The organism is Phytohabitans houttuyneae (assembly GCF_011764425.1).
In the GTDB taxonomy this organism is placed as follows: domain Bacteria; phylum Actinomycetota; class Actinomycetes; order Mycobacteriales; family Micromonosporaceae; genus Phytohabitans; species Phytohabitans houttuyneae.
Genome location: NZ_BLPF01000004.1, coordinates 605,363 through 630,289 on the forward strand (window position 1 = coordinate 605,363; position 24,927 = coordinate 630,289).

A 24,927-nucleotide genomic window follows, 5' to 3' on the forward strand; every position below is an offset into this window, starting at 1 on the left:
GTACTCGCCGTTTTGGTGGCAGCCGCGCTGCTGGGTGGTTGTGCCGGCACCGACTCGCCCGGAGGTGGCGACGTGAGCCCCACTCCTCCGCCTTCGCCCTCCGCGTCCCCGTCCCCGTCGTCTCCGGAAGACCTGCCCACGCCCACGCCGTCCGGCAAGCCCTCGGGCTCCGCGGCGACGATCGAGATCAGCGGCACGGTGGTGGAGGGCGTCGAGATGGGCTGCCGCCTGCTCGACCAGTACCTGCTGCTGCCCGGCCCCGGCATCAACCGCGACGACCTGCGCGTGGGCGCCACGCTCACGGTCCGCGGGCGGGTGGAGCGGGGCATGATGACGACCTGCCAGCAGGGGACACCATTCGTGGTCACCGAGATCGTGTCGCGTTGACAGCCTGATCCGCTACCGTGCCCGCATGAGCGAGCGCGGCCAGCGAATCATCGGGCCCATTGCGGTCGGGATCGCGCCGTGAGCGTCGCGGTCGTCACCGACTCCACCGCGTACCTGCCGGCTGGGCACGACATCACCGTCGTCCCGCTCACCGTCGTGATCAACGGGGTCGAGGGCCGCGAGGGCCTGGACGCCACCTCCGCCGAGGTGGCCAAGGCACTCGGCGCGCGGCGGGTCGCCGTGACGACCTCGCGGCCGGCGCCGGAGCTGTTCGCCGCCACCTACCGCCGCCTGCTCGACGCCGGCGCGTCCGCCGTGGTGTCGGTGCACCTGTCGGCCGAGCTGTCCGGCACCGTCGAGTCCGCCACCCTCGCGGCGGCCGACCTGGGGGAGCGGGTCGCGGTGGTCGACGCCAGATCGACCGGGATGGGCCTCGGCTTCCCGGCGCTCGCGGCCGAGGCGGCCGCCGCCGGGGGTGCCGACCTTGATGGGGTACGCCGCGCGGCAACCGAAGCCATCGACCGCACCACCACGCTGTTGTATGTGGACACGCTTGAGTTCATCCGTCGCGGTGGCCGCATCGGCCCGGCCTCGGCGCTGCTGGGCACGGCGCTGTCGGTCAAGCCGATCCTGCACGTGTCGGACGGCGCGATCGTGCTGCGTGACAAGGTCCGCACCGCGAGCCGCGGCCTGGCCCGCCTGGTGGACCTGGCCGTGGAGACCGCCGGCGAGTCCGATGTGGACGCCGCCGTGCACCACCTGGGCGCCGGCGAGCGCGCGGCGGCGCTGGCGGAGGCGCTGGGTGAGCGTTTGGGCGGGCGGCTGCACGAGCGGTATGTGACCGAGGTGGGCGCGGTGGTGGCCGCACACGTCGGTCCGGGCCTGCTCGGCATCGTCATCCACCGCCGGCTCCCGTAGCGGGCGGGGCCTTGCGCGGGTCGCCGGCTTTGGGGCGCGCGGTGGGTCTTTGGGCTGGTCGCGCTGGTTGTTGGGGTTACGGCGGTCGTCGCGGTCCGGGCGGTGTTCGTGTGCGGTCGCCTGAGGTCGTACGGAGGTTGGGTGCGGCGGTCTGCGGACCGTCGTCATAGCAGGTTTGGGCTTGATCAGGGCGTTGTCCACAGGCGTCGCGGCCGTCCACAGCGGACCCCACGATCGACTCGCCGGCGACCCGATCCGGCCTAGCGTCGCGGCGTGCACGGGGCATCGAAAGACGAGCAGAGCGCGGTCCGGCAACGCCTTCATCGCCTGACCGCTCAACCCGACGGCGGCGGGCATGCCGGCCCACCGGAAGGTGGTGGCCTGCCGCCACCCGCCGTGTCAGTGGGGCGCGCACCGGTTCCCCAGCCGGCCGTCCCACTCCCGCGCGCCGCCCGTTCGACCGTGTCCGGCCCGGCGCCGGCCCCGTCGCGCCGCGCTGCGCCTGGCCCTGACACCTGGCCGGCTGAGCTGAGGGTGGGCGTCGCAGCGCCCGATCCTCCGCAGGGGCCGCGTGGCGGCGGGTGGGAAAGTTCGGGTGATCCTGTGGCGCGCGGCTCGGGCATCGGCCACCCTGTGCCTGATCCCGCGGGTGTCAGGCTCGGGTCGCACCATCCGGTCGCAGCGGCCGGCTCCGGCGGGCACGGCGACGACCGCCCGAGTCGGGCTGGAGGCGGTTCGGCGTTCGATCCGGGGCGGCGGGGAGTGCGGGCGCTGGCGGCGGTGGCGGCGGTTGTCGTCCTGATCGCAGCGGCGATCGCCTGGTATTCGCGGCCACACGCCGAGCCCGTGGCGGCCGAGCCGCTCCCGGCCGTCACGGATGAGGCTCCACCCGACCGTGCAGCGCCTTCGCCCGGCGGCGGGGAGGTCGTGGTCGCGGTGGCCGGCAAGGTCCGCAAGCCCGGTCTCGTCCACCTGCCCGAGGGCGCCCGGGTGGCCGACGCCCTCGCCGCGGCCGGTGGTGTGCTGCCCGGCACCGACATCGCCCTGCTCAATCTGGCCCGCAAGGTTACCGACGGCGAGCTGATCCTCGTCGGTGTCACCGCACCACCAGGTGCCGCTGGCGACCAAGGTGCCGGCGGGCCCGCCGATGGTGCGAGTGGCGGTGGTGCCGCGGGCGGAAAGGTCAACCTCAACACCGCGACGCTCGCCCAGCTCGACTCGCTGCCAGGTGTCGGGCCGGTGCTCGCGCAGCGAATCCTCGACCACCGCGAAAAGAGCGGCCCGTTCCGGACGATCAGTGATCTGCGGCAGGTCGACGGCATCGGCGACGCGCGGTACGAGCAGCTCAAGGAGCTGGTGACGGTATGAGCGGGCCGCAGCCCGTCAGCCCGGCCGGTGGGCGGCTGCCCGACCTGCGGCTCGCTGGTCTCGCGGTGGCGACCTGGCTGTCCGCGCTGGCCGCTCTCTACATGCCGGTGCGCGGCGCGATCGTGACCGCCGTCTCGGGTGCAGTTGCCGCGGGCACCGTGGCGGCGGTCATGCGGTGGCGGGCGCTGCCGCACGGCTGGGTGGTCGCGAGCGTGCTGCTCGGTGTGAGCTGTGGCAGCGCCGCGACGGCGGCCCGGGTCGCGACGCGTGATGCCGCGCCGATCGCCGCCTTGGTCCGCGAGCACGCGCGCGTGGATGCCGATCTGGTGGTGCGCGACGACCCGCGGCCGATCCGCTCGCTCGCCGGCCGTCCGCAGACCTACCTGGTCGCCGCGCACCTCCGCGGTGTGCGGCCGGCGGAGGGGGCGATCGCGGTGCGGGCACGGGTGGTCGTCCTCGCCAGCGATCCACTGTGGCGTGATCTCTTGCCGGGGCAGCGGGTAACGGCGACCGGCCGGCTGCTGCCGGCGGGGCGCGGCGACCTCAGCTCGGCGCTGCTTTCGGCCACTGGCCCGCCGATCCGGCACGGCGAGCCGTCATGGGCACAGCGCGCCGCCGGTGCGCTCCGGGCGGGTCTCCAGAGGGCCTGTGCCCCGCTGCCGGACGCGCAGGGCGGCCTGCTGCCCGGACTGGTCGTCGGAGATACCAGCCGCCTCGATCCGGCGGTCGACGACGACTTCCGCGCCACCGGCATGACGCACCTTGTGGCGGTCAGCGGTGCCAACGTAGCGATCGTCATCGGCGCGGTGCTGCTGTTGGCACGGTGGGCCCGCGCGGGTCCGGCGCTGTCTGCGGCGCTCTGCGCGGTGGCGCTCGCCGGGTTCGTGATCCTGGCCCGCCCGTCGCCGAGCGTGGTCCGGGCCGGCGCGATGGGTGCCATCGGGCTCATCGCCCTCGCCAGCGGGCGACCGCGTGCGGCCGTGCCCGCGCTGGCCGTGGCGGTGACCGCACTGGTGGTGTGGGATCCCGAGCTGGCCGGCGACGCGGGGTTCGCGCTCTCGGTGCTGGCCACCAGCGGGCTCCTGCTGCTGGCACCGCGCTGGCGGGACGGTTTGCGGCGGGCGGGAGTGCCGCCCGGGGCGGCGGAGGCATTGGCTGTCCCGGCCGCCGCGCAGTTCGCCTGTGGGCCGGTCGTCGCGGGCCTGTCCGGCACGGTGAGCCTCGTGGCGGTGCCGGCAAACCTCCTGGCCGTGCCCGCGATCGCGCCCGCCACGCTCCTCGGCGTGGGCGCGGCGGTCATCTCACCGATCTGGCCGGCGGGGGCCGCGTTCGCCGCGTGGCTTGGCGGGTGGCCGGCATGGTGGCTGGTGATGGTCGCGCACTTTGGAGCGCGCGTGCCCTCAGGCAGCCTTCCGTGGCCCGGTGGCGTGACCGGCGCGCTCCTGCTCGGCGCGATCTCGCTCGCCTTTCTGGTCGCGGCGCGCCGCAGGCTCGTCCGCCGGCTGACGGCCGTAGTCGCCGCGGCGGTGGTGATCGGTGCGCTGCCCGTGCGGCTCGTGGCGTCGGGCTGGCCGCCGAGCGGATGGATCGTGGCGGTCTGCTCCGTGGGGCAGGGTGACACGGTGCTGGTGCCCGTGGGCCAGGGGCAGGCGGTGGTTCTCGACGCGGGTCCGGAGCCGGCGGCCGCCGACCGTTGCCTGCGGCGGCACGGCGTTCGCGCGGTGCCGCTGCTGGCGGTCACTCACTTCCACGCCGACCACGTCGGTGGGCTGGCCGGTGTCCTGCGTGGACGGTCGGTGGGCGCGATGGTGACCACGGCGTGGCCCGAGCCGGCGTACGGGCGCGACCTCGTCATGCGGGCCGCTGCCGCCAAGCGTGTGCCGGTCGAGCCGGTGACCGCGGGCTGGACCCGCGTGGTGGGTCGGGTGCGCGTCGAGGTGGTCGGGCCGCCGCACGAGCTGCGCGGGACACGTTCGGATCCCAACAACAACTCCCTGGTCGTGCGCATCTCGGCTGGCGGGCTGAGCGTCCTGCTGACGGGTGACGCGGAGAGCGAGGAGCAGCGCGCGCTGCTCGACCAGGTGGGAGCCGCCGGGATCCGGGCGGACGTGCTGAAGGTCGCCCATCACGGAAGCGGATACCAAGATCCGGAGTTCCTCGACGCGGTGGATCCGGCACTCGCGCTGGTGTCGGTGGGCGTCGACAACGGATACGGCCACCCAAACGCGGCGGTGCTCGGCCGCCTCGCGCGCGGCGGTGCCCGGGTCCTGCGCACCGATGTGGACGGTGACCTTGCGGCCGTCCGCACGACGGCCGGGGGTCTCGCCGTCGCGGTACGGGGCCGAGATCCACCGCGGTGATTTGTCCGCTTTGGCGGTGAGTGGTGCGTAGGCAACCCGATCGAGTGAGCGAACGTGATACTCAAACGATCAGCCGTGCAAGTATGGGCTGCGTGACTGCAGGAGCCACCGACTCGATCGTGCTCGTCTCTGGTGACGAGGAACTTCTGGTCACGCGAGCCGTGGCCCATGCCATCGAGACCGCGCGAGCCGCCGACCCGGGGGCTGACGTGCGGGAGTACGAGGGTGGTGCGGTCAGCCCCGGCGAGATCGCGGAGATGACGAGCCCCTCGCTCTTCGGGGGGCGCCGGGTGCTCGTGCTCCGCAACGGCCAGGACGCCAAGAAGGACCTGACGGCGGCCCTGCTGGCGTACGCGAAGCAGCCCGATCCCGACGTCACGCTCATCGTCACGCATCCGGGCGGGGCCAAGGGCAAGGCGCTTGCCGACGGCCTGAAGTCTGCCGGTGCCACCGTGGTCCAGGCGATGAAGCTCAAGGGCAACCGCGAGCGGGTGGCGTTCGTGCGCGACGAGTTCCGGCGGCTGGGCGGCCGCTGCACCGAGGATGCCGCCGAGGCTCTGCTCGCCTCCGTCGGCAACGACATGCGCGAGCTCGCGGCGGCCTGCTCGCAGCTCGTGGCCGACACGGACGGGCGGATCGGCGCCGACACCGTCGCCCGGTACTACCGGGGGCGGGCGGAGGTCAGCGGCTTCACGGTCGCGGACGCGGCGATGGTCGGTGACGTGCCCGGTGCCCTTGAGGCGCTGCGGTGGGCGCTGCATATCGGCGTCGACCCGGTGCCGATCGCGGACGCCATCGCCGACGGCGTGCGTACCGTGGCGCGGGTCGCCTCGGCCGGGCGCGGCAACGCGTACCAGCTCGCGAGCAGCCTCGGCATGCCCGCGTGGAAGATCGAGCGGGCGCAGCGCCAGGGTCGCGGCTGGAGCCCGGAGGGCCTCGTCGACGCGATGCGGGCGGCCGCGGAGTGCAACGCGGAGGTCAAAGGCGGCTCCGACGACCGCGGGTACGCCTTGGAGCGTGCAATCTTCGCCGTGGCCGCGGCCCGCCACGGCACATCCTCCGGCGGGCCGGGAGCGGGCCAGGCGGCCACACAGGGCGCGCGACGAGGGGGTGGCAGCCGATGAGCAAGCAGGCGACGACACACGTGGCGGATGCGGGCCAGCGCCCCGAGGCGAGGCACCAGACGCCTGAAGCGGGACGACGCGCGGCGCGCGAGGTCGCTGCGACGCGTTCCGCGGAGGCCGACGCCCGCGGGGCGGTGCACGGGCCGGCGGGCAAGGCGCGACACCGGCCCGCTGACAAGCGGGTCCTGACCCGCACGACTGAGCCGGGCGCGCCGGAGACGCGGTACCGGCCGATGTACGCCCGGGCGCTGCGACTGCGCCACCTCTACCCGGGCGGCATGTTGTGCTTCGTGTACTTCGAGGGGGCCATCGCGCTCGGCCTGCTGCTGGCGCTGGCCGAGCTCGTGAGCTGGTGGGTCGTGCTCATCCTGCCGGTGTCGGTCGCGCTGATGGTGAAGGTCAACGACTTGGTGGCGGGCGCGGTTGCCCGTTCGGCGGCGCGGACTCCGGAGCGGGAGCGGGAGCGGGTGCGGCGCGAGGTCATCGCATTCATGCCGACCGCCGGTCACCCCACGATCGGCCCGGAGCGGAACGAGGCGACAGCCCCAGCGGGCAGCCACCCGACGATCGGTCACCCCACGATCGGGCCCGAGCGGAACGAGGCCGCCGCCTCACGGGGCGGTCACCCCGCGATCGGCATGGAGCGGAACGAGGCTTCCGCCGCACCAGGCGGTCACGAGCGGAACGTGGCGACCGTCCCACCGGGCGACCACCCCACGGTCGGCCCCGAGTGGAGCGAGGCGACCGTCCAACCGGGTATCCAACACGACACAACGGGCCACCTGGGTGGACGGGACGACACACTCGCGCCGGGGGAGAGCGGGGCGGTGACGGCTCTCACCGAGCCGACCGTTCAGTTGCCGGTCGCGGCTCGGCGGGACAAGGACGTGGAGACGACCGCGCAGTTTCCGGTCGTGCCGCCAGCGGAGCAGGACGCCGGGCGGCGAGCAGAGACAGGCGGCGGGTATGCGGCGGCCGGGCGCTACCTGGATGCGGCTTGGCGGCAGCACGCCTACGCGATGGCCCACCATGTCGAACACACCGACGCGCCCAGCCAGCGGGAGCGCCAGTCCGCGAGTCGCCGCTACGAGTAGGCACGACGCCAGGTCGCCAAAGGCCAAAGACGCCATGCCGAGCAAGGCCAAGACGCCAGGCCCGCCCAAAGCCAAAGCGCAAGGCCAGGACGCCAGAGCTAAGGACGCCAGGCCGCCCAGGGGCCGGAGACGCCAGGCCGGACCCGAGGGCCAAAGACGCAAGGCCAAGGACGCCACGCCCACCCAAAGCCAAGGCGCAAGGCCAAGACGCTAGGCCGCCCAAAGCAGAAGGAACGCCAGGCCAACCCTCGCCAGGCCGCCCACAGGCTAAAGCGGGCAAAGACGGCAAGCCGGCCCCACAAAGCTAAGCGGGCAGAGACGCCAGGCCGCTGCCCCGCAGGCTGAGCGGGCAAAGCGACGGGCACCGCTCGCGGAGATTAACCTCTCCGGCGGTGCCCGAAGGTCGTGCGAAAGCCTCAGGCGGCCAGCGTCTGGAGGCGCTTGGCGATCGCCGACTTGCGGTTGGCGGCCTGGTTTTTGTGGATCACGCCCTTGCTGACGGCCTTGTCCAGCTTGCGCGAGGCGTCACGCATGAGGGCGGCGGCGGTCTCGGTGTCGCCGGCCTCGCTCGCCTCGTTGAACTTCCGGATGGCGGTCTTCAGCGACGACTTGACCGACTTGTTACGCAGCCGGCGCTTCTCGTTCTGCCGGTTGCGCTTGATCTGGGACTTGATGTTCGCCACGCGACAGCCTCGTCCTTGTCGTTCTTGGGGTTTCGGTTTCGGGATCTTGAGCGCACGCGACATCTACACGTCACCATGCGCGACGCACCAGACTACCAGCCAGCCCGGCACACATCCAAAACGGGCAGCGGCGCGGTCATGCCCACCCCCGCCGGGAGGCAAGCCAGGCCAGCGCCACCTCGCCGGTCCAGCGCTGGTGGCTCACCAGGTGCGGCGACGCGCCGGTGGGGCCTGCCTCCGCGCGGGTGAGCATGTACCCACCCAGTGCCGCCAGCGCCGCGTCCAAGCCCTCGGGCGGCGCGTCTTGGGCGGTGGGATGGGCCGCGAAGAGGGCGTCCGCGTCGAGGCCGCTCGCGTACGCCGTGAGCAGCAGCGACGCCGTGTCCCACCAGGCCGGCCCGAAGCAGACCCAGGTCCAGTCGCACAGGTGGGCGGCGCCGGCGGTGTCGATGATGACGTTGTCGAGGCGCAGGTCACAGTGGGTGGCCGCGTCCGTGTGGACGTACCCGGGGAGGGCTGCCTCCAGCGCGACGAGGTCGTCCAGCTGCTTTTCCACCCACGGCGGCGCCTGGGGCATGGCCTCGCGGCCCGCGGTGATCTCCCGCCACCACGAGAGGTCGCTGCGCACGAGGTCGGAGAGCCACGGCAGCCCCACCGCCACCAGCTCCTTGGGCGGCTCGCGCAGCGCGTCGGCGGCTACCGCCCACGCGGCCAGCGTGGCGTCCAGCTCGGCCGGCCGCCAGGGGAGGTCCGGCATGTTGCCCTCGATCGCGTCAAGGCAGATCACGTAGTGCCCTGCGGCGGTCAGCGTCCACCGCGGGCGTGCCGCCGGGACCGTGGCGGGCAGCGCGGCGGTGACCGCGACCTCCCGCGCGTACCAGTCGGTGAGGTGCCGCTGCGTGCTCAGCGAGGCCGCCTTGACGAAGACCCGCTGCCCGTCGGCCGTGTCCACCACGGCCGCGAAGCCGCGTGTGAAGCCTCCGCCGGCGGTCGTGGCCCAGACCACCTGCGAGCCCAGCCGCGCGCTGATCGCGGCCCGCAGGTCGGCGGGCAGGTCGGCCCAGGAGGGGCGCACCGCGGTGGACGCGTACGGGACCGCCGGCATCGGCATCCTGGACATGCACCCATAGTGCCCTGGTGTCACACCTGTCTGGCACAGTCGGCGGCATGAACACGAACGAGTTCTGGGCGCTGATCGGCGACGCGGCACGCGACGGCGGCACCCCGGACGCGGTGGCGGGCCGGGCCGTCGCCACGCTGGCCAAGCGCGACGCGGCCGAGATCGTCGGCTTCGAGCAGCACCGGCGGCGGGTGCTCGACGCGTCGTACAAGGTGGATCTTTTTGGGGCTGCCTACCTGGTCAATGGTGGCTGTTCCGACGAGGGCTTCGACGCGTTCCGCGGTTGGCTGATGGCGCAGGGCAGGGAGGCGTTCGCGCGCGCGGTCGGCGAGCCCGACTCGCTGGCCGAGCTGCCGGCCGTCAAGCGGGCCGCGCTCACCGGCGAGGAGCTGGGCTCGGAAAAGATGCTGGCTGTCGCCGTGGACGCATACCGCGAGGCCACCGGCGAGGAGATGCCCGAGGAGCCGGCGACAAAACGCCCCAGTACCGACGATTTCTGGGATTTCGACGATGAAGAGGAGGTCCGTCGCCGCTTCCCGCGCCTGGCGGCGCTCTTCAACGAGGCGCCGGCCGAGTAGCGAGCAAAGCGTGGGACCATAGAGAACGGCCGGCCATTCGCCGGCCGTTCCCGCAGGTTGAACGAGAACGGACGACTGTGCCACCGATGAGCGCAAACAGCCCGGGCGCGACCGACCCTGGCCGCATCCGCAACTTCTGCATCATCGCCCACATCGACCACGGCAAGTCGACGCTGGCCGACCGGATGCTGCAGCTCACCGGCGTGGTCGACGCCCGGCAGATGCGCGATCAGTACCTGGACCGCATGGACATCGAGCGCGAGCGTGGCATCACGATCAAGAGCCAGGCCGTGCGCATGCCGTGGACGGTGCGGGAGGGCGACCACGCTGGCGAGTCGGCCGTGCTCAACATGATCGACACGCCGGGGCACGTCGACTTCACGTACGAGGTTTCGCGCAGCCTGGCCGCCTGCGAGGGTGCCGTGCTGCTTGTCGACGCCGCGCAGGGCATCGAGGCGCAGACGCTGGCCAACCTGTACCTGGCGCTGGAAAACGACCTGCACGTCATCCCCGTGCTCAACAAGATCGACCTGCCGGCCGCCCAGCCGGACAAGTACGCGGAGGAGCTGGCCCACCTCATCGGCGGCAGCCCCGAAGACTGCTTGCGGGTGTCGGGCAAGACCGGCGAGGGCGTGCCCCACCTGCTCGACGAGATCGTGCGGCAGTTCACCCCGCCGAAGGGCGAGGCCGACGGGCCGGCTCGCGCGATGATCTTCGACTCGGTCTACGACGTGTACCGCGGCGTGGTCACCTACGTCCGCGTGATCGACGGCCGGATCGAGGCCCGCGACCGGATCAAGATGATGTCCACCGGCGCGGTGCACGAGCTGCTCGAGCTCGGCGTCATCTCGCCCGAGATGCAGAAGGCGCAGGCCATCGGCGTCGGCGAGGTCGGATACCTCATCACCGGTGTGAAGGACGTGCGCCAGTCCCGCGTGGGTGACACGGTCACCATCAACTCGCGGCCGGCCAAGGAGGCGCTCGGCGGGTACAAGGATCCCAAGCCGATGGTCTACTCCGGCCTGTACCCGATCGACGGCTCCGACTACCCGGACTTCCGCGACGCGCTCGACAAGCTGAAGCTCAACGACGCCGCGCTCAACTATGAGCCGGAGACAAGCGCGGCGCTGGGCTTCGGCTTCCGCTGCGGCTTCCTCGGCCTGCTCCACCTGGAGATCATCCGGGAGCGGCTGGAGCGCGAGTTCGACCTGGATCTGATCTCGACCGCTCCCAACGTCGTCTACCGCGTCGTCATGGAAGACGGCTCCGAGCACGTCGTCACCAACCCGAGCGAGTACCCGGACGGAAAGATCGCCGAGGTGCACGAGCCGGTGGTCCGTGCGACCGTGCTCACGCCGAACGACTACGTCGGCGCGGTCATGGAGCTGTGCCAGGGCCGGCGCGGCACGCTGCTGGGGATGGACTACCTGTCCGCCGACCGGGTCGAGCTGCGCTACACGCTCCCGCTCGCGGAGATCATTTACGACTTCTTCGACCAGCTCAAGAGCCGCACCAAGGGGTACGCGAGTCTCGACTACGAGCCCAGCGGCGAGCAGCAGGCCGAGCTCGTCAAGGTGGACATCCTGCTGCACGGCGAGGCGGTCGACGCCTTCAGCGCGATCGTCCACAAGGACAAGGCGTACAACTACGGCGTCACCATCGCGGCCAAGCTGCGCAGCCTGATCCCGCGCCAGCAGTTCGAGGTGCCGATCCAGGCGGCGATCGGCAACCGCGTGATCGCCCGCGAGACGATCCGGGCGATCCGCAAGGACGTGCTCGCCAAGTGCTACGGCGGTGACATCACCCGTAAGCGCAAGCTGCTGGAAAAGCAGAAGGAAGGCAAGCGGCGGATGAAGATGGTGGGCCGCGTCGAGGTGCCACAGGAGGCGTTCATCGCGGCACTGTCCACCTCGGACGGTGGGGACAACAAGGCGAAGAAGTGACCGTAGAGGCGCGCTTCTGTCCCCGCTGCGGCGCTGGGTTGCACGACAAGCCACCCACCACCTGCGTCGCCTGTGGCTACGAGCTTTACGTCAACGCCCGGCCCACCGCCAACCTGATTGTCCACGATGGACGGCGGTTCCTCGCGCTCAAGCGGGTGCTGGAGCCGGGCGCGGGGCTCTGGGAGCTGCCCGGCGGCTTCTGCGACGGCTGGGAGGAGCCCGCGGCGGCCGCGGTGCGCGAGGCCCGCGAGGAGCTCGGCGTCGCCATCACCCTCGGCGATCTCATCGCGATGTACATCGGGACGTACGACTACCAGGACGAGCGCCTGCCCGTGCTCGAGTGCTTCTACCTGGCCACACTGGCCGAGGGGGCGCGGCTGGTGCTCGACCCGCGCGAGTCCTCCGACCACGCGTGGTTCGACATCGACAGGCCGCCGTCGCTGGCGTTCGGGTCGATGGATCGGGCGATAGCTGAGGCGGCGCGGCGTTTAGGGCGGTGAAGTCACGGGCACCTTTGCGGTCAGAACGAACCCCCGATTGGAGGACGACCGTGACCGCAACCGGCATTATTTCCGCGCTCATCATCGGGCTGATCATCGGCGCGCTGGGGCGGCTGGTGGTTCCCGGCCGCCAGAACATCCCCATTTGGCTGACGATGCTCATTGGCGTCGGCGCTGCCCTGCTCGGCACCGTGATCGCGCGGGCCGCGGGTGTGGCCAACACCTCGGGCCTGGACTGGACCGAGATCTTTATCCAGGTCGTGCTGGCCGCCATTGGTGTGGCGCTGGTGGTGGGCGTAGCCGGACGGCGTGGCGTCAGTCGCTACTGACGCACGGAGAGACGAGATGGGGCCCCGCGGGTGGGGCCCCATCGCCGTGTCAGGGCTCGGCGAAGACCTCGGCCACGACGTGCTGCGCCTGGTCGGGCTGCGTGATCTTGGCCCAGGCGCCGTCGTCGGCGGTCCACTCCAGACCGCCGAACCGCACCCGCTTCACACCGTGGTCGGTGGCGTGGGAGACCAGCCAGTGTGCGTACCGCCAGCCGGCCTGAGGGCTTGCCGCCGGCACTGTCAGACCGGTGACCTGCGCGGACGCCTCGAGGCGGCCCCAGTCGAGGCGAAGTCCATTGTCAAGTGCCGTCGCCGCGGCGGCGCCGCGCATGGCCGGCTCACCGTCCACGGTGCACGCCACCGCACCCGTCGCGTTGCCGAGCAGGGCCTTGGTGAGCACCGTCGACTCGTCGGCCCACTTCTGGTACGCCTCCGGGTAGGCCGAGCGCTGCACCCGCTGCGCCGCGTCGGTGACCCGCATCTTTTCCCAGCCGCGCACCCTGTTGAGCGCGGCGTAGAACTTGTTGGTCGCGTACCTCGGGTCGCTGATCTGCTCCGGCGTCCCCCACCCCTGGCTGGGACGCTGCTGGAAGAGGCCGATCGAGTCGCGGTCGCCGCCGGAGAGGTTTTCCAGCTTGGACTCCTGGAACGCGGTTGCCAGCGCCACCACGACCGCCCGCTCCGGCATCCGCCGCTGCATGCCGATGGCGGCGATCGTGGCCGCGTGCGCCATCTGCTCCGGGTTGAGGGCGACCTCGCCGTCCGCCTGGACGGTGCAGGCGCGGCTGTGCGGGCGGGGGAGCTTGAGGTCAGGGGTCCAGTCGTGCTTGCCGACGACCAGCCCGATGACCGCGACGAGCATCAGGCCGACGGCTGCCACTACCCCTGCCCGAATACGCACCGTCACCCCTCACTGAGTTGTCCGTCCAGGGTACGACGTGATCCTGCCGGCGACCGTACCCGTGGCCGGTTTGGCGCGGAAGGGGGAGTTAACCTCAGGCCAACCCCTCGGGCACCCATGACGCGTGGCGTTTCTCCCGAAAAGCCCGGACACCTTCCTGCCCTTCTTCGGACTGGAAGTAGCCCACCGAAAGGGCCGACAGCTCGGAAAGCTCTTCACGTACCGTAGCGGTCGGCCGCCGGTGCAGGATGCCTTTCGTGCCGGCGAGCGCCTCCGGACCGCCGAGCACCAGAGCACGGCAATACGCCGCGACGGTGGCATCCAGCGACTCTGCGGGTGCCGCTTGCGTAACCAGGCCGATACGCTCTGCTCGCCGCCCGTCGAACGTGTCTCCGGTCAGAAAGAGCTCGGCCGCCGCGCGAGGGGTGAGGCGAGGGAGGACGGTCGCGGAGATGACTGCGGGCACCACCCCCAGCCGTACCTCGGAGAAGGCGAACGTGGCCTCCTCGGCACAGATCGCGATGTCGGCGGCGGCCACCAGGCCGAGGCCACCGGCGCGTGCCGGCCCGCCCACGCGCGCCACCACCGGCTTGGGGCACTCCCAGATCGCGGCCAGCACGTCACCGAGCATCGCCACAGGTATGCGGCCGCTGGCCACCGCCTCGGCGGTCTCCTTGAGGTCGGCGCCGGAGCAGAAAACGGGTCCGGTGTGGGTGAGCACCACGACGCGCACCGACTCGTCGCCCTCCATCGCCTCCAGCGCCGCCAGCAGCTGGTTCATCAGCGGCGTGGAGAGCGCGTTGCGGTTGTGCGGGCTGTCCAGAGTGAGCGTCGCCACGCCCTGCCCGGTCTCGACGCGGACCAGCGACTCACCAGTAGAAGTCATGCGGGCAGACTAGAACCATGCCCGGAGCACTCCCAGAAGGCGAGGCCGTGCCTCGCGACGGCAGCCTGCCGCCGGGCGCCGGCCTGGGCGGGCGCGGCTTCGGTGTGTACGTGCACGTGCCGTTCTGCGCCAGCCGCTGCGGCTACTGCGACTTCAACACGTACACCTCCGCTGAGCTGGGCGGTGGCGCGAGCCGCGAGGCGTACGCGGACACGGTGCTCGCCGAGCTGGCCCTCGCGGCGCGGGTCGTGACGCCGGCGCGGGTGGACACGGTCTTCGTCGGCGGCGGCACGCCCACGCTGCTCGATCCGGATGACCTCGCCCGCATCCTCGACGCGATCGACAGCACGTGGGGGCTGGCCGCCGACGCCGAGGTCACGACCGAGGCCAACCCCGAGTCGGTGACGCCGGCGTCGCTGCAGCGGCTGCGCAAGGCCGGGTACACGCGGGTCTCGCTCGGGATGCAGTCGATCTCGCCGGGCGTACTCAACCTGCTGGAACGCCGCCACACCGCGGGCCGTGCGCCGGCCGCGGCGGTCGAGGCGCGCGAAGCCGGTTTCGACCATGTCAACCTCGACCTCATCTACGGCACGCCGGGCGAGACGGCGGACGACTTCGCCGCGTCGCTGGCCGCGGCTGTGGGGGCCGGCGTCGACCACGTCAGCGCATACGCCCTGATCGTCGAAGACGGCACCCGCCTCGCCACCCGGATGCGCCGCGGCGACCTGCCGTACCCGGACGACGACGTCGCCGCGGACCGCTACCTGGCCGCGGACGCCGCCCTCGAAGCGGCCGGCCTGTCCTGGTACGAGGTCTCCAACTGGGCGGCCGGTCCGGCGGCGCGGTGCCGGCACAACCTCCTCTACTGGAACGGCGGCGACTGGTGGGGCCTCGGCCCCGGCGCGCACAGCCACATCGGCGGCGTGCGGTGGTGGAACGTCAAGCACCCGTCGACCTACGCCGCCCGCCTGTCCGCCGGCGAGTCGCCTGGACACGCGCGGGAGGTGCTGTCGCCGGCCGACCGGCACGTCGAGGATGTGATGCTGCGCCTGCGCCTCGCGTCCGGCCTGCCCCTGTCCGCGCTCGGCGCCGCCGGCCGCGAGGCCGCCGCACGCGCCGCCGCCAGCGGCCTGCTCGAGACGCGGGCCGGCCGCGCGGTGCTCACCCTGCGCGGGCGACTCCTGGCCGACGCGGTGGTCCGCGACCTTCTGTAACGACATTTGAGGCAGATATACCCCGGTCCGCCTCACCTGCGGACCGCACGCGCGGGCCCCGGGGAAGACGTGGAGCGCAGCGGAGCGTTTTCTTTGGGTGCTTTCCCGCGGGCACCGCTGGGGTCGTCGGCGAGCTGGCGCTCGCCGAAATCCCCGACCTCCGCTGCCGGGTCGCGAGTCAAGCCCGGGCAGACGGGAGCCCGGGACCTCGCGGTCCCGGGCTCCGGTCGGCTCACTTGATGATCGAAACGCTCATCGGGTAGTTGTACAGCTGGCCGTCGTTGGCCTTCACGCCGCCGATGATGCCGAAGACGATCGCGATGATCGCCGCGATCGGGGCGAGGATGGCGCCGATCAGCACGCACACGAGGATCCAGCAGATCACCGTGATGATCGACCACAACAGCTGGAAGTTGAGTGCCGCGATCGCGTGGGCGCGTACGGTCGGCGACTGGTTGCCCTTCGCCAGCAGCGCCACGAGCGGGCCGACCCAGCCCAGCGTGCCGCCGCCGATGAAGGCGCCGGCCGCGCCGCCGAAGTGGGCGACGAGCGCCCACGTCTTCTCGTCGTTGTTGGCGTAGCCCGACGGTGCCGGGCCGGCCGCGTAGTAGCCGCCGGGGGGACCCTGCGGCGGGTAGCCAGGCGGCGGGTATGAGCCGCCGGCGGGCGGCGGGTAGCCGGCACCCGGTGGCGGGTAGTCGGTCCCACCCGTGGGCGGCGGCGGTGGCGGTGCGTCACTCGGTGGTGGTGCGTAACCGGGAGAGGGTGCCTCGCCCGGCATCGAGTAGGACGCTGGGGGTGTCGGCGGAGAGGTCGGCTCCGGCGGCGTCTGGCCGGGCTCACCCTCTCCGGGAGGGCGAGGTGGTTCTGTCATGGAGGTCACGGTAGGGGCACGAATCAACCGGCGCTACGCAACACTCTTACGGAGGTGCGGACATTGTGCCCAAAGAGATCATCCCGGCCATGCGGGGGTGCGACGTAGACTGGCACTCGCTACAGTCGAGTGCCAGTCCTCTCATCTGGTGCGGCAGGGGGTGACAGTGAGTCTCGATGACCGCAAGCTCGACGTGCTCCGGGCTATCGTCGAGGACTACGTCGCGACCCAGGAGCCGGTCGGCAGTAAGGCACTTGTGGAGCGACACCAGCTGGGCGTCTCACCTGCCACCGTGCGTAACGACATGGCCGTCCTTGAAGAGGAGGGCTACATCAGACAGCCCCATACGAGCGCCGGTCGCGTCCCGACCGACCGTGGCTACCGGCTCTTCGTCGACCGCCTCTCCCGGGTCAAGCCGCTGAGCCCGGCCGAGCGGCGGGCGATCGAGCGGTTCCTCGCCGGCGCGCTCGACCTCGACGATGTGGTGCACCGCACAGTCCGGCTCCTCGCGCAGCTCACGAGGCAGGTCGCGGTCGTGCAGTACCCGACACTTTCCCGCACCTCCGTGCGCCACCTGGAGCTGGTGCCGATCTCCACCACCAGAGTGATGCTCGTCATGATTGCCGACACCGGCCGGGTTGAGCAGCGGCTCGTCGAGCTGCCGGCACCCGTCCAGGTCGACGCGGTCACCGACCTGCGCCGCCTGGTCAACGAAAAGCTCGTGGGCAAGCGGCTCTCGGACGCGCCGCCGCTGATCCAGGCGCTGGTCGACGAGGTGGCGCCCGATGATCGCAACACCATGGCCACCCTCGCCTCGGTATTGCTCGAAACCCTCGTCGAGCGGCACGATGAGCGCATCGCACTAGCCGGCCGGGCCAACCTGACCCGTGGCGGTTTACTCGACTTCCAGGGCTCCCTTCGCCCGATCCTCGAGGCCCTCGAGGAGGAGGTCATCCTGCTCAAGCTCCTTGGCGAGGTCGACGCGGACACCCTCAGGATCCGCATCGGCGACGAAAACGAGATCGACAACCTGCGGTCCACCTCAGTTGTCAGCACGGGTTACGGTCCAGGCGCCACAATCGTGGGTGGTCTCGGCGTCCTCGGGCCGACGAGGATGGATTACCCCGGCACCATCGCCACGGTGCGCGCCGTGGCACGCTACGTAGGCGACCTGTTGGGAAACAACTAGCCCGGGACAGCGCGAGAGCATGAGGACACGGAACCAAGTGGCCAAGGACTACTACGGGATTCTCGGCGTCAGCCGGGACGCATCCGACGACGAGATCAAGCGCGCCTACCGGAAGCTGGCTCGCCAGTACCACCCGGACGTCAACCCGGACCCGGATGCGCACGAGAAGTTCAAGGACATCAACGCCGCCTACGAGGTGCTCTCCGACGACCAGAAGCGGCAGATCGTCGACCTGGGTGGCGACCCTCTCGCCCCGGGCGGCGGGGGGCCGGGTGGTGGCCCTGGGGCTGGACCGTTCGTCGGGTTCCAGGACATCATGGACGCGTTCTTCGGCACGGCGGCGGGGGCGCGCGGCCCGCGTTCGCGCACGCGGCCGGGTGCCGACGCGATCTTGCGGCTGGAGCTTGAGCTGACCGAGACGGCGTTCGGCGTCGAGGCGCCGATCACTGTCGACACGGCCGTGCTCTGCACCACCTGCACCGGCGCCGGCACCGCCGCTGGCACCCACCTCTCCACCTGCGAGGCGTGCGGCGGGCGCGGCGAGGTCCAGTCGGTGCAGCGCACCTTCCTGGGCCAGGTCGTCTCGTCCCGCCCGTGCACGGTCTGCCAGGGCTACGGCACGGTGATTCCGCACCCCTGCGCCACCTGTGGCGGCGACGGCCGGGTCCGCACCCGCCGCTCGCTGACCGTCAAGATCCCCGCTGGCGTCGAAGACGGCATGCGCATCCGCCTGGCCCAGCAGGGCGAGGTCGGCCCCGGCGGCGGCACGGCCGGCGACCTCTACGTGGAGATCCACGAGCGGCCGCACGACGTGTATTCGCGCAAGGGCGACGACCTCCACTGCCGCGTCACCGTCCCGATGACCGCCGCCGCGCTCGGCACCCGGCTGACGATCAAGACGCTCGACAGCGAAGAGCAGCTCGACGTCAAGGCCGGCACCCAGCCCGGCGCGACCCTCCGGCTGCGCGCCCGCGGTGTGCCCCACCTGCGCGGCACCGGCCGCGGCGACCTTTTTGTGCACCTCGACGTGCGCACGCCCACCAAGCTCGACCCGGAGCAGGAGCGGATCCTGCGCGAGTTTGCCAAGACCCGGGGCGAGGAGGTCGCCGAGCTCACCAAGCAGGGCGGCTTCTTCTCGCGGATGCGGGACGCGTTCAACGGCCACCAGTGAGCCTTCCGCTCTTCCTCGTCGACGCCCTGCCCCAGGCTGACTCCTACACCCTGGATGGGCCCGAAGGACACCATGCGGCCACCGTCCAGCGGCTGCGCGTGGGCGAGGAGCTGCTGCTCGGCGACGGTCGCGGCGGCACGGCCACCGCGGTGGTCACCGCCGCCGGCCGGGGCATCCTCGACCTGCGGATCACCTCCGTCGTGCACCTCGACGCGCCGGACCCTCGCCTGGTGGTGATCCAGGGCATCGCCAAGGGTGAGCGGGGCGAGCTGGCCGTGCAGGCGATGACCGAGGCCGGCGTCGACGAGATCGTCCCCTGGGCTGCTGCCCGCTCGGTGGTCCAGTGGCGCGGTGAGCGGGGCGACCGGGCCCGCGACCGCTGGTCCGCGACCGCCCGGGAGGCCGCGAAGCAGGCCCGCCGATCGTGGCTGCCGCTGGTCGCCAGCGCCGCCACGACGCGCGAGGCCGCCGCCCGCGCCACGCTGGTCCTGCACGAGGAGGCAAAGGACCGCCTGACGACGGTCGACCTCCCGACGGCGGGCGAGATCGCGCTGGTGGTGGGCCCCGAGGGCGGCATCGCGCCGGAGGAGCTGGCCACGTTCGAGGCGGCCGGCGCCCGCTCGGTCCGCATGGGCGACCCGGTCCTGCGCACCTCGACGGCGGGCGTCGCGGCACTCGCCGTGCTTTCTACGCGCCTCGGCCGCTGGTAACGCGACGACCTGCGCCAGCCGCCCTAGCCGGTCGATGCCAAGGATCGCCGGGGCACGTGGACACGTCGCCGGGCACCGGGTCAGCTTGATCGCGGCGGCGGCGCCGACCAGCACGCCGCGCCACCGGGGTGGGGTCAGCCCGAGTCAGGTGGCCCGCCTCGGCCAGGTTCAACGCCGGGCGGCCGTTATATGAGTACGTGGCAACCAATCGCCGCGACGGCTCGACCTCTCGACCTGGGCGAAGGAAGGCGGTGACCGCGGCAGCGACTCAACCGACCAACCCGAGTTAGATGTGAGCTGCCGCTGTTCCCGCGGTTGCCGCCTCACCCTCCGCGGTCGCCCAGCTCAACCCAGGAGCCTGCTCCGGCAGATCTTGGTGAGTTAGCGTCGAAATATCGCGCTAACTCACCAAGATTCGAAGCTCACACCGCCTGCACCTGATCGGCAGTCACAGACCGCGACGACGGCGCCGAACCGCGGGTGGACTCGCGCACTCCCGCCTTGAGGACCGCGGAGGGTGAGGCTGCGGGAGCAACGGTCCGGACCGCGGGCATCGCGGTAGCTCGCATCTGTTTCGGGTTGGATTTCCAGCCCTCGATGGTCCCTCAGATCGTGAGGGTGGTGTGCAGGCGGCGGTCGGCGACGCTGTGCGCGGCCTCGATCAGGTAGTCGCCGGGGACCTCGCGCCAGCCGCCGTCCCACACCTGGAACGCGCGCGCGGGCAGTGACACCCGCAGCGTGACGGCCTCGCCCGGCTCGGCCTCGGCGGCGGCGAAGCCCACCAGCCACCGGCGGGGGCGTGCGGGGTCCGGTGTGGAGGGTCCGGCGTAGAGCTGTACCACCTCACGGCCCTGGCGGGCGCCGGTGTTTCGCACCGTCACCGCGGCGTGGCCGTCCTCGACGGACAGTGACTCGTACGTCCATTCGGTGTAGCCGAGCCCGTGGCCGAACGGGAAGAGCGGGTCGGCCGGGTCGGCGCGGTAGCCGAGGAAGACGCCCTCGTCGTAAGGCAGGGTGCCGTCCGTCGGGGTTACCGGCAGCGCGTCCGCGTCGCGGCGGGGCCAGGTGGTGGGGAGGCGGCCGCCCGGCTCGGAGTGGCCGAGCAGCACGCTGGCGAGCGCGGCGCCCGCCTCCTGCCCGGGAAACCAGGTGAGCAGGATGGCGGCGACCTCGCCGGCCCAGGGCATCAGCACCGGCGAACCGGCGTTGACGACCACGACCGTGCGGGGGTTGGCGGCGGCCACCCGCGACACGAGCTCGTCCTGCCGGCCGGGCAGCGCGAGCGTGCTGCGGTCGAAGCCCTCCGACTCGACCTCCTCGGTGGTGCCCACGACCACGACCGCGACGTCGGCCTCGGCCGCGGCGCGTGCCGCCTCGTCGAGCAGCGCGTCCGGACCGGGCGAGGGCGGCGCGTGGCCGATCGCAAAGGACACGAAGCCGGGGTTTCCGCCGTGCTGGGTGAGCGTGACGTCCACCGGCTCGCCCTCGGCCAGCTCGACCGGGAACCGCCGCTCCGCCCCGCCGCGGAACACATCGGACTCGTCCTGCTCGCGGTAGAGCGGGCCCTCGAAGAGCGTGCGCCCACCGGCCGTCAGCGTGAAGTCGCCGAAGCCGACGATCGCCAGCTCGTGCGTGCCGCCCACGGCGGGCGTGAGACACGCGGAGAGCGAGAGCTCGGCGAGGTCGGCCGGTGGCACGCCGGGTGGCGGCTCGCCCATCCAGCGGATGTACGCGCTGGGCAGCGACGAACGGAAGAGCTCGCGCCCGCCGGCCGCGCGGAGCACACCGGTGATGTCGGTCCACTGTGCACCTTGGGCGACCGGCACCCGGCGGCGCGGGTCGGCGCCGACGGAGTAGCTGACGGCGGCGGCGTTGACCACCGCCGCGTACGCGGAGGCCTCGCCCCCACGGCCATCGTCTGCTCACCGGCGAGCGCCGCGGTGAGGCCGTCGAGCGGGGAGATGACGTGGGCCGGCTGGACCAGCGCGCTACCGCCACCCTGCACGCGCGCGTCGGCGGCGAGCGCGCCGGAGACCGCGACCGTGCGCAGGCGCGCCGGGTCGAGGGGGAGCAGGCCGCCCTCGTTCCGGGCGAGGACGAACGAGCGGGTGGCTGCCTTCCGCGCGACAGCCGCGCCGTCGAGTGTGGACGGACGGGCGGACTCGGCGACGGCGGGCTCAGCGCCGTCGAGGATGCCGACGCGGGCGGCGAGGCGCAGCACACGGCGTACCTTGTCGTCGATCACCTCTTCCGGCACCTCGCCGGAGCGGACCGCGGCGACCAGCGCCTGACCCCACGGGTCGCCGCTCGCGGGCATGACCACGTCGAGACCGCCGTTTGCCGCAGGGGCGGTGGTGCGGGCGGCCGTCCAGTCGGAGACGATGACGCCGTCGAAGCCCCACTCCCGCTTGAGCACACCGATCTGCAGGTCGGCGTGCTCGGTCATGGTGCTGCCGTTCACCCCGTTGTACGCGGCCATCACGCCCCACGCGCCCGCGCCCACGATCCGCTCGAACGGCGCCAGGTACAGCTCGCGCAGCGCCCGCTCGCCGACCCGCACGTCCACCGTGAACCGGTCGGTCTCCGAGTCGTTGGCCACGAAGTGCTTGACGGTGGTGCCGACGCCCTGGTCCTGCACGCCCGCCATGTACGCCGCGCCGATCTCGCCGGTGAGCAGCGGATCCTCGGAGTAGCACTCGAAGTGGCGGCCGCCGAGCGGGCTGCGGTGCAGGTTGACGGTCGGTGCGAGAAGCACGTGCACGCCCTTGCGCCGCGCCTCCTGCCCGAGCGCCCGCCCGGCCGTGCGGGCGAGCTCCGGGTCCCACGTGGCGGCGAGTGCGGTGGGGCTGGGCAGCGCGATGGACGGATCGTCGGGGCGCCAGCCGATGCCGCGCAGGCCGATCGGCCCGTCGGACATCACCAGCGAGCGCAGGCCGATCTCGGGGATGGCGGGGAGGGTCCAGAAGTCCTGGCCGGAGAGCAGCTTGACCTTGGTCTCGAGGTCAAGGGCCGCCAGCGCATCCTCGATGACCGACATCGCCCGATCCTAGACGCGGTACGGGGCGTCCCGCACTGGGACGCCCCGTACCGTTGGGCGGTGGGGGTCAGCCGCCCAGGCTCGCCGCCGCGGACTGAATCGCGGAGGCAAACGTGCTGACCTCGGTGTAAACGCCGGGGAAGTTGGGACGGGCGCACCCGTTGCCCCAGCTCGTGATGCCCACCTGCACCCACGCGTTGCTGGCGTCGCGGCGGAACATCGGTCCACCCGAGTCGCCCTGGCAGGTGTCCACACCACCGGAGGTGTAGCCGGCGCAGATCTCCTCGTTGACGATGATGTCGCCGCCGTACATCGAGTCGCAGCTCGAGTCGCTGACAAACGGCACGGTGGCCTTCATCAGGTACCGCTGCTGCGCCCCGCCCTCACGCGTGGCGCCCCACCCGGCGATCGTGAAGGTGCCGCTGTTGTACGCGGTCGTCGTCGCGATCGGCAGCGTGGCGAGGCCGGTGACCGGGCTGGCCAGCCGGATCAGCGCCCAGTCCTTGCCTGCGCCGTTGTAGCCGGGCGCGCGGTAGACGTAGTTCGAGCGCACCTGGATGCGGCTCGACGACTGCAGGTCGACGACGCCCAGCGTCGCCGTGATGCTGCTGTTGGTGCCGGTACGGCCCACGCAGTGCGCGGCGGTCAGCACCAGGCGCGGGCTGTAGAGCGCCCCGCCACAGCCCATCGACAGCCGCACCATGAACGGGAACTCGCCCTGTGCGGCCCGCGTCCCGCCCACGACGAACGGCGTCACGTCCGTCGCCGCGGCCGGTGCCGCCGGTACGGCGACCGTGAAGCCGCCCACGGCCAGTGCCGCGGCAGCCATCCCCACGAGTTTGCGCCAGCGAACCATTGGATCCTCCCCACACGGATGGCGCACCTCGTGAGCGCGCACATGTCACGATGCCGGGAGCGTACGGATTTCGATTTACAGATGGCAATGAGTCAATGCCATCCCAGCTACGTCATACCGTCGGGGTCGTGAGGTTTGCCCGGACCTCGTTCAGGTATCCGATGAAGCGCTCGCGGTCGGCCTGGTCCAATGTGCCCAACGCCTTTTCGGTGAGCGTGGCGACCTCGGCGGTCATGAGCTCCTTGAGCTCGTGACCCCGCTCGGTGAGGCGCAGCCGCACCAGCCGCGCGTCGGTGGGGTGCGGCTCGCGGCGCAGGATGCCGGCCGACTCCATGCGGGTCGCGGTGCGGGTGACGGTGGGCACGGCGAGGCCGAGCCGCCGGGCCAGCTCGCCCGGGGTGAGGCCGTCTTCGTCCCACAGCTCGTAGAGGAGGAACTGCTGGCCGGCGCGCACGCCGTGCCGCTTGTACGCCTCCTCCGAGGCGGTGGCCATCGCCCGCTTGGCCGCCCAGAACGCGGCCTGGAATTCGCCACCCACCCTTGCCCCAAAGTCGTTAGCCGGCTAACGTATGCTCATTGCCTGGCTAATGATACCGACGGAGGGAGAGGTGCCGTGCGCACCCTCATCACCGGGCCCACCGGGCGGGTGGGCAGCCGATACGTGCGTCGCCAGCTCGACCTGCACCGCCCGGTGCGGGTGCTGGTGCGGTCCGAGGCCCAGGTCGCCCCGTGGTGGAACGGCGGTGCCGAGGTCGTCGTCGGCGACCTGCGCGAGCCGGAGACCTCCCGCCGTGCGGTCAAGGGTGTCGACGCGGTGGTGCACATCGCGGCGGCGTTCCGCGGCGTGCCCGACGACGAGGCGTGGGCGGTCAACCGCGACGCCACGATCGCGCTGGCGCGGGCCGCGCTGGAGGCCGGCGTCGGCCGGTTCGTGTTCGTGAGCACAAACCTCGTCTACGGCCCGGGGCGCGGCCGCCCGTCCAACGAGCGCGACGACCCGCGGCCCGCGGGTGCCTACCCGGCCGGCAAGGCTGCCGCCGAGACCGAGCTGCTCCGCCTGCACCGCGAGCACGGCCTGCCGGTGCGGATCGCGCGCCTCGCGTTTGTGTATGGGGACGGCGACCCGCACCTGGCCGAGTCGCTGGCGTGGGCCCGCCGGTGGGCGCCGCACCAGCGGCTGCACCTCGTGCACCACGCCGACGTGGCTCAGGCCCTCGATCGCATCCTCGCGGCCGAGGGAGTGGACGGCCAGGTCTTCAACGTCGCCGACGACGCACCGATGACCGCGCTGGAGCTGCTGCGGGCAAACCTGGAGGAGCCGGACCCCGAGGCCGCCGCCCGCCCGCTCGACGACCCGTGGGCCGGCATCGTCGACACCCACCGCATCCGCGCCGAGCTGGGCTACCGCCCGCTCTACCCGACCCTCTACACCGCACAGGCGGCGGGCGCTCTCTAGGCCCTGTTGCCGCCTGGGCCCGGCGCGGCCAGGCAAGGATCAAACCCTGCGAGAGGCTGTTTGCCCGGGTCCGCGTCAGTGCGGACCGTCGCTCCCGCCGGAGACCGCGCAGGTCGGCGGCTCGCCAGGGCTCGCCGAGATCCCCGACCTCCGCTGCCACGTCCGCGGGCCAAGCCCACCGCGCGGGACGATCTGCGGGCGCCACCGCAGGCGTAGGGGTGACTGTGAA

23 protein-coding genes and 1 pseudogene are annotated in these 24,927 nt (G+C 72.2%); 15 read left to right on the forward strand and 9 right to left on the reverse strand.

Annotated elements, in window-relative coordinates:
- Positions 1-72: 72 nt before the first annotated feature.
- The 6 genes and pseudogenes from Phou_RS45390 to Phou_RS54070 form a co-directional block, all read left to right on the forward strand.
- A complete protein-coding gene (locus tag Phou_RS45390; protein WP_246274640.1) occupies positions 73-387 on the forward strand; it encodes a hypothetical protein in 315 nt (104 codons plus the stop codon).
- Between the two features lie 78 nt (positions 388-465).
- On the forward strand, positions 466-1,305 hold the full coding sequence (locus Phou_RS45395; protein WP_173070232.1) for a DegV family protein: 840 nt from the start codon (positions 466-468) through the stop codon (positions 1,303-1,305).
- 273 nt (positions 1,306-1,578) lie between these two features.
- Complete coding sequence (locus Phou_RS55935; RefSeq protein ID WP_371872270.1) at positions 1,579-2,673, forward strand: helix-hairpin-helix domain-containing protein; 1,095 nt, start codon at positions 1,579-1,581, stop codon at positions 2,671-2,673.
- Entirely contained in the window at positions 2,670-5,033 is a 2,364-nt protein-coding gene (locus Phou_RS45405; protein ID WP_173070234.1) for a ComEC/Rec2 family competence protein, read from the forward strand. The genes Phou_RS55935 and Phou_RS45405 overlap by 4 nt, the downstream gene beginning before the upstream one ends.
- An 83-nt stretch (positions 5,034-5,116) precedes the next feature.
- Positions 5,117-6,157: a DNA polymerase III subunit delta gene (gene holA, locus Phou_RS45410; RefSeq protein ID WP_173070236.1), complete on the forward strand. Its 1,041-nt coding sequence runs from the start codon at positions 5,117-5,119 to the stop codon at positions 6,155-6,157.
- 233 nt (positions 6,158-6,390) lie between these two features.
- Positions 6,391-6,660 (forward strand): annotated as a pseudogene (locus Phou_RS54070) (hypothetical protein); the annotation flags it as partial.
- A 1,007-nt stretch (positions 6,661-7,667) separates the two neighbouring features.
- Here Phou_RS54070 and rpsT read toward each other — a convergent pair.
- Both rpsT and Phou_RS45425 read right to left on the reverse strand, forming a co-directional pair.
- Positions 7,668-7,934 carry a 30S ribosomal protein S20 gene (gene rpsT, locus Phou_RS45420; protein ID WP_173070238.1) on the reverse strand — a complete coding sequence of 89 codons (267 nt, stop codon included), beginning with the start codon at positions 7,932-7,934 and terminating at the stop codon, positions 7,668-7,670.
- A gap of 136 nt (positions 7,935-8,070) precedes the next feature.
- On the reverse strand, positions 8,071-9,054 hold the full coding sequence (locus tag Phou_RS45425) for an aminoglycoside phosphotransferase family protein (RefSeq protein WP_173070240.1): 984 nt from the start codon (positions 9,052-9,054) through the stop codon (positions 8,071-8,073).
- Positions 9,055-9,101: 47 nt separating this feature from the next.
- On the opposite strand from Phou_RS45425, the gene Phou_RS45430 reads away from it, so the two are divergent.
- From Phou_RS45430 to Phou_RS45445, 4 genes are all read left to right on the forward strand, one after another.
- Positions 9,102-9,632 (forward strand): DUF4240 domain-containing protein, encoded by a 531-nt coding sequence (locus Phou_RS45430; RefSeq protein WP_173070242.1) that lies wholly within the window; start codon positions 9,102-9,104, stop codon positions 9,630-9,632.
- An 86-nt stretch (positions 9,633-9,718) separates the two neighbouring features.
- Complete coding sequence (gene lepA / locus Phou_RS45435) at positions 9,719-11,575, forward strand: translation elongation factor 4 (RefSeq protein ID WP_173070245.1); 1,857 nt, start codon at positions 9,719-9,721, stop codon at positions 11,573-11,575.
- Positions 11,572-12,075: an NUDIX domain-containing protein gene (locus tag Phou_RS45440; RefSeq protein ID WP_173070247.1), complete on the forward strand. Its 504-nt coding sequence runs from the start codon at positions 11,572-11,574 to the stop codon at positions 12,073-12,075. Before lepA ends, Phou_RS45440 begins: the two co-directional genes overlap by 4 nt.
- Before the next feature lie 50 nt (positions 12,076-12,125).
- Positions 12,126-12,404, forward strand: a complete 279-nt coding sequence (locus tag Phou_RS45445) for a GlsB/YeaQ/YmgE family stress response membrane protein (RefSeq protein ID WP_173070249.1) — start codon at positions 12,126-12,128, stop codon at positions 12,402-12,404.
- Between the two features lie 49 nt (positions 12,405-12,453).
- Here the strand turns inward: Phou_RS45445 and Phou_RS45450 are convergent, their stop codons facing one another.
- Positions 12,454-13,266 (reverse strand): hypothetical protein, encoded by an 813-nt coding sequence (locus tag Phou_RS45450; RefSeq protein WP_371872280.1) that lies wholly within the window; start codon positions 13,264-13,266, stop codon positions 12,454-12,456.
- A 133-nt stretch (positions 13,267-13,399) separates the two neighbouring features.
- Positions 13,400-14,191: an enoyl-CoA hydratase-related protein gene (locus Phou_RS45455; protein ID WP_173070253.1), complete on the reverse strand. Its 792-nt coding sequence runs from the start codon at positions 14,189-14,191 to the stop codon at positions 13,400-13,402.
- A gap of 17 nt (positions 14,192-14,208) precedes the next feature.
- Between Phou_RS45455 and hemW the strand changes: the two genes are divergently transcribed.
- Positions 14,209-15,405, forward strand: coding sequence for a radical SAM family heme chaperone HemW (gene hemW / locus Phou_RS45460; RefSeq protein ID WP_173070255.1), 1,197 nt, complete (start codon positions 14,209-14,211; stop codon positions 15,403-15,405).
- A gap of 232 nt (positions 15,406-15,637) precedes the next feature.
- Here hemW and Phou_RS45465 read toward each other — a convergent pair whose 3' ends face one another.
- Positions 15,638-16,279, reverse strand: a complete 642-nt coding sequence (locus Phou_RS45465; RefSeq protein ID WP_173070258.1) for a DUF4870 domain-containing protein — start codon at positions 16,277-16,279, stop codon at positions 15,638-15,640.
- A gap of 166 nt (positions 16,280-16,445) precedes the next feature.
- Here Phou_RS45465 and hrcA point away from each other — a divergent pair, with 166 nt between their 5' ends.
- From hrcA to Phou_RS45480, 3 genes are read left to right on the forward strand one after another with little or no spacing between them, the layout of a single operon-like run.
- Complete coding sequence (hrcA, locus tag Phou_RS45470) at positions 16,446-17,468, forward strand: heat-inducible transcriptional repressor HrcA (RefSeq protein WP_173070260.1); 1,023 nt, start codon at positions 16,446-16,448, stop codon at positions 17,466-17,468.
- Between the two features lie 37 nt (positions 17,469-17,505).
- A complete protein-coding gene (gene dnaJ / locus Phou_RS45475) occupies positions 17,506-18,639 on the forward strand; it encodes a molecular chaperone DnaJ (RefSeq protein ID WP_173071473.1) in 1,134 nt (377 codons plus the stop codon).
- Positions 18,636-19,349: a 16S rRNA (uracil(1498)-N(3))-methyltransferase gene (locus tag Phou_RS45480; protein WP_173070262.1), complete on the forward strand. Its 714-nt coding sequence runs from the start codon at positions 18,636-18,638 to the stop codon at positions 19,347-19,349. Before dnaJ ends, Phou_RS45480 begins: the two co-directional genes overlap by 4 nt.
- A 605-nt stretch (positions 19,350-19,954) precedes the next feature.
- Here Phou_RS45480 and Phou_RS54075 read toward each other — a convergent pair.
- The 4 genes from Phou_RS54075 to Phou_RS45495 form a co-directional block, all read right to left on the reverse strand.
- Positions 19,955-20,992, reverse strand: a complete 1,038-nt coding sequence (locus Phou_RS54075) for a glycoside hydrolase family 3 protein (protein WP_246274641.1) — start codon at positions 20,990-20,992, stop codon at positions 19,955-19,957.
- Entirely contained in the window at positions 20,941-22,386 is a 1,446-nt protein-coding gene (locus tag Phou_RS54080; protein WP_246274642.1) for a glycoside hydrolase family 3 protein, read from the reverse strand. The genes Phou_RS54075 and Phou_RS54080 overlap by 52 nt, the downstream gene beginning before the upstream one ends.
- 67 nt (positions 22,387-22,453) lie before the next feature.
- Positions 22,454-23,242, reverse strand: coding sequence for a S1 family peptidase (locus tag Phou_RS45490; protein ID WP_173070264.1), 789 nt, complete (start codon positions 23,240-23,242; stop codon positions 22,454-22,456).
- Between the two features lie 112 nt (positions 23,243-23,354).
- Entirely contained in the window at positions 23,355-23,780 is a 426-nt protein-coding gene (locus Phou_RS45495; RefSeq protein ID WP_218579598.1) for a MarR family winged helix-turn-helix transcriptional regulator, read from the reverse strand.
- A 75-nt stretch (positions 23,781-23,855) separates the two neighbouring features.
- Here Phou_RS45495 and Phou_RS45500 point away from each other — a divergent pair, with 75 nt between their 5' ends.
- Positions 23,856-24,698, forward strand: coding sequence for an NAD-dependent epimerase/dehydratase family protein (locus tag Phou_RS45500; protein WP_173070266.1), 843 nt, complete (start codon positions 23,856-23,858; stop codon positions 24,696-24,698).
- Positions 24,699-24,927 lie beyond the last annotated feature (229 nt).

Bases quoted from the DNA above. Each gene is read 5' to 3' on its own strand.
- Phou_RS45405 (WP_173070234.1), top strand. From the start codon at position 2,670: ATGAGCGGGCCGCAGCCCGTCAGCCCGGCCGGTGGGCGGCTGCCCGAC.
- holA (WP_173070236.1), top strand. From the start codon at position 5,117: ATGGGCTGCGTGACTGCAGGAGCCACCGACTCGATCGTGCTCGTCTCT.
- Phou_RS45425 (WP_173070240.1), bottom strand. From the start codon at position 9,054: ATGTCCAGGATGCCGATGCCGGCGGTCCCGTACGCGTCCACCGCGGTG.
- Phou_RS45430 (WP_173070242.1), top strand. From the start codon at position 9,102: ATGAACACGAACGAGTTCTGGGCGCTGATCGGCGACGCGGCACGCGAC.
- lepA (WP_173070245.1), top strand. From the start codon at position 9,719: ATGAGCGCAAACAGCCCGGGCGCGACCGACCCTGGCCGCATCCGCAAC.
- Phou_RS45450 (WP_371872280.1), bottom strand. From the start codon at position 13,266: ATGCTCGTCGCGGTCATCGGGCTGGTCGTCGGCAAGCACGACTGGACC.
- Phou_RS45455 (WP_173070253.1), bottom strand. From the start codon at position 14,191: ATGACTTCTACTGGTGAGTCGCTGGTCCGCGTCGAGACCGGGCAGGGC.
- hemW (WP_173070255.1), top strand. From the start codon at position 14,209: ATGCCCGGAGCACTCCCAGAAGGCGAGGCCGTGCCTCGCGACGGCAGC.
- Phou_RS45465 (WP_173070258.1), bottom strand. From the start codon at position 16,279: ATGACAGAACCACCTCGCCCTCCCGGAGAGGGTGAGCCCGGCCAGACG.
- Phou_RS54080 (WP_246274642.1), bottom strand. From the start codon at position 22,386: ATGTCGGTCATCGAGGATGCGCTGGCGGCCCTTGACCTCGAGACCAAG.
- Phou_RS45490 (WP_173070264.1), bottom strand. From the start codon at position 23,242: ATGGTTCGCTGGCGCAAACTCGTGGGGATGGCTGCCGCGGCACTGGCC.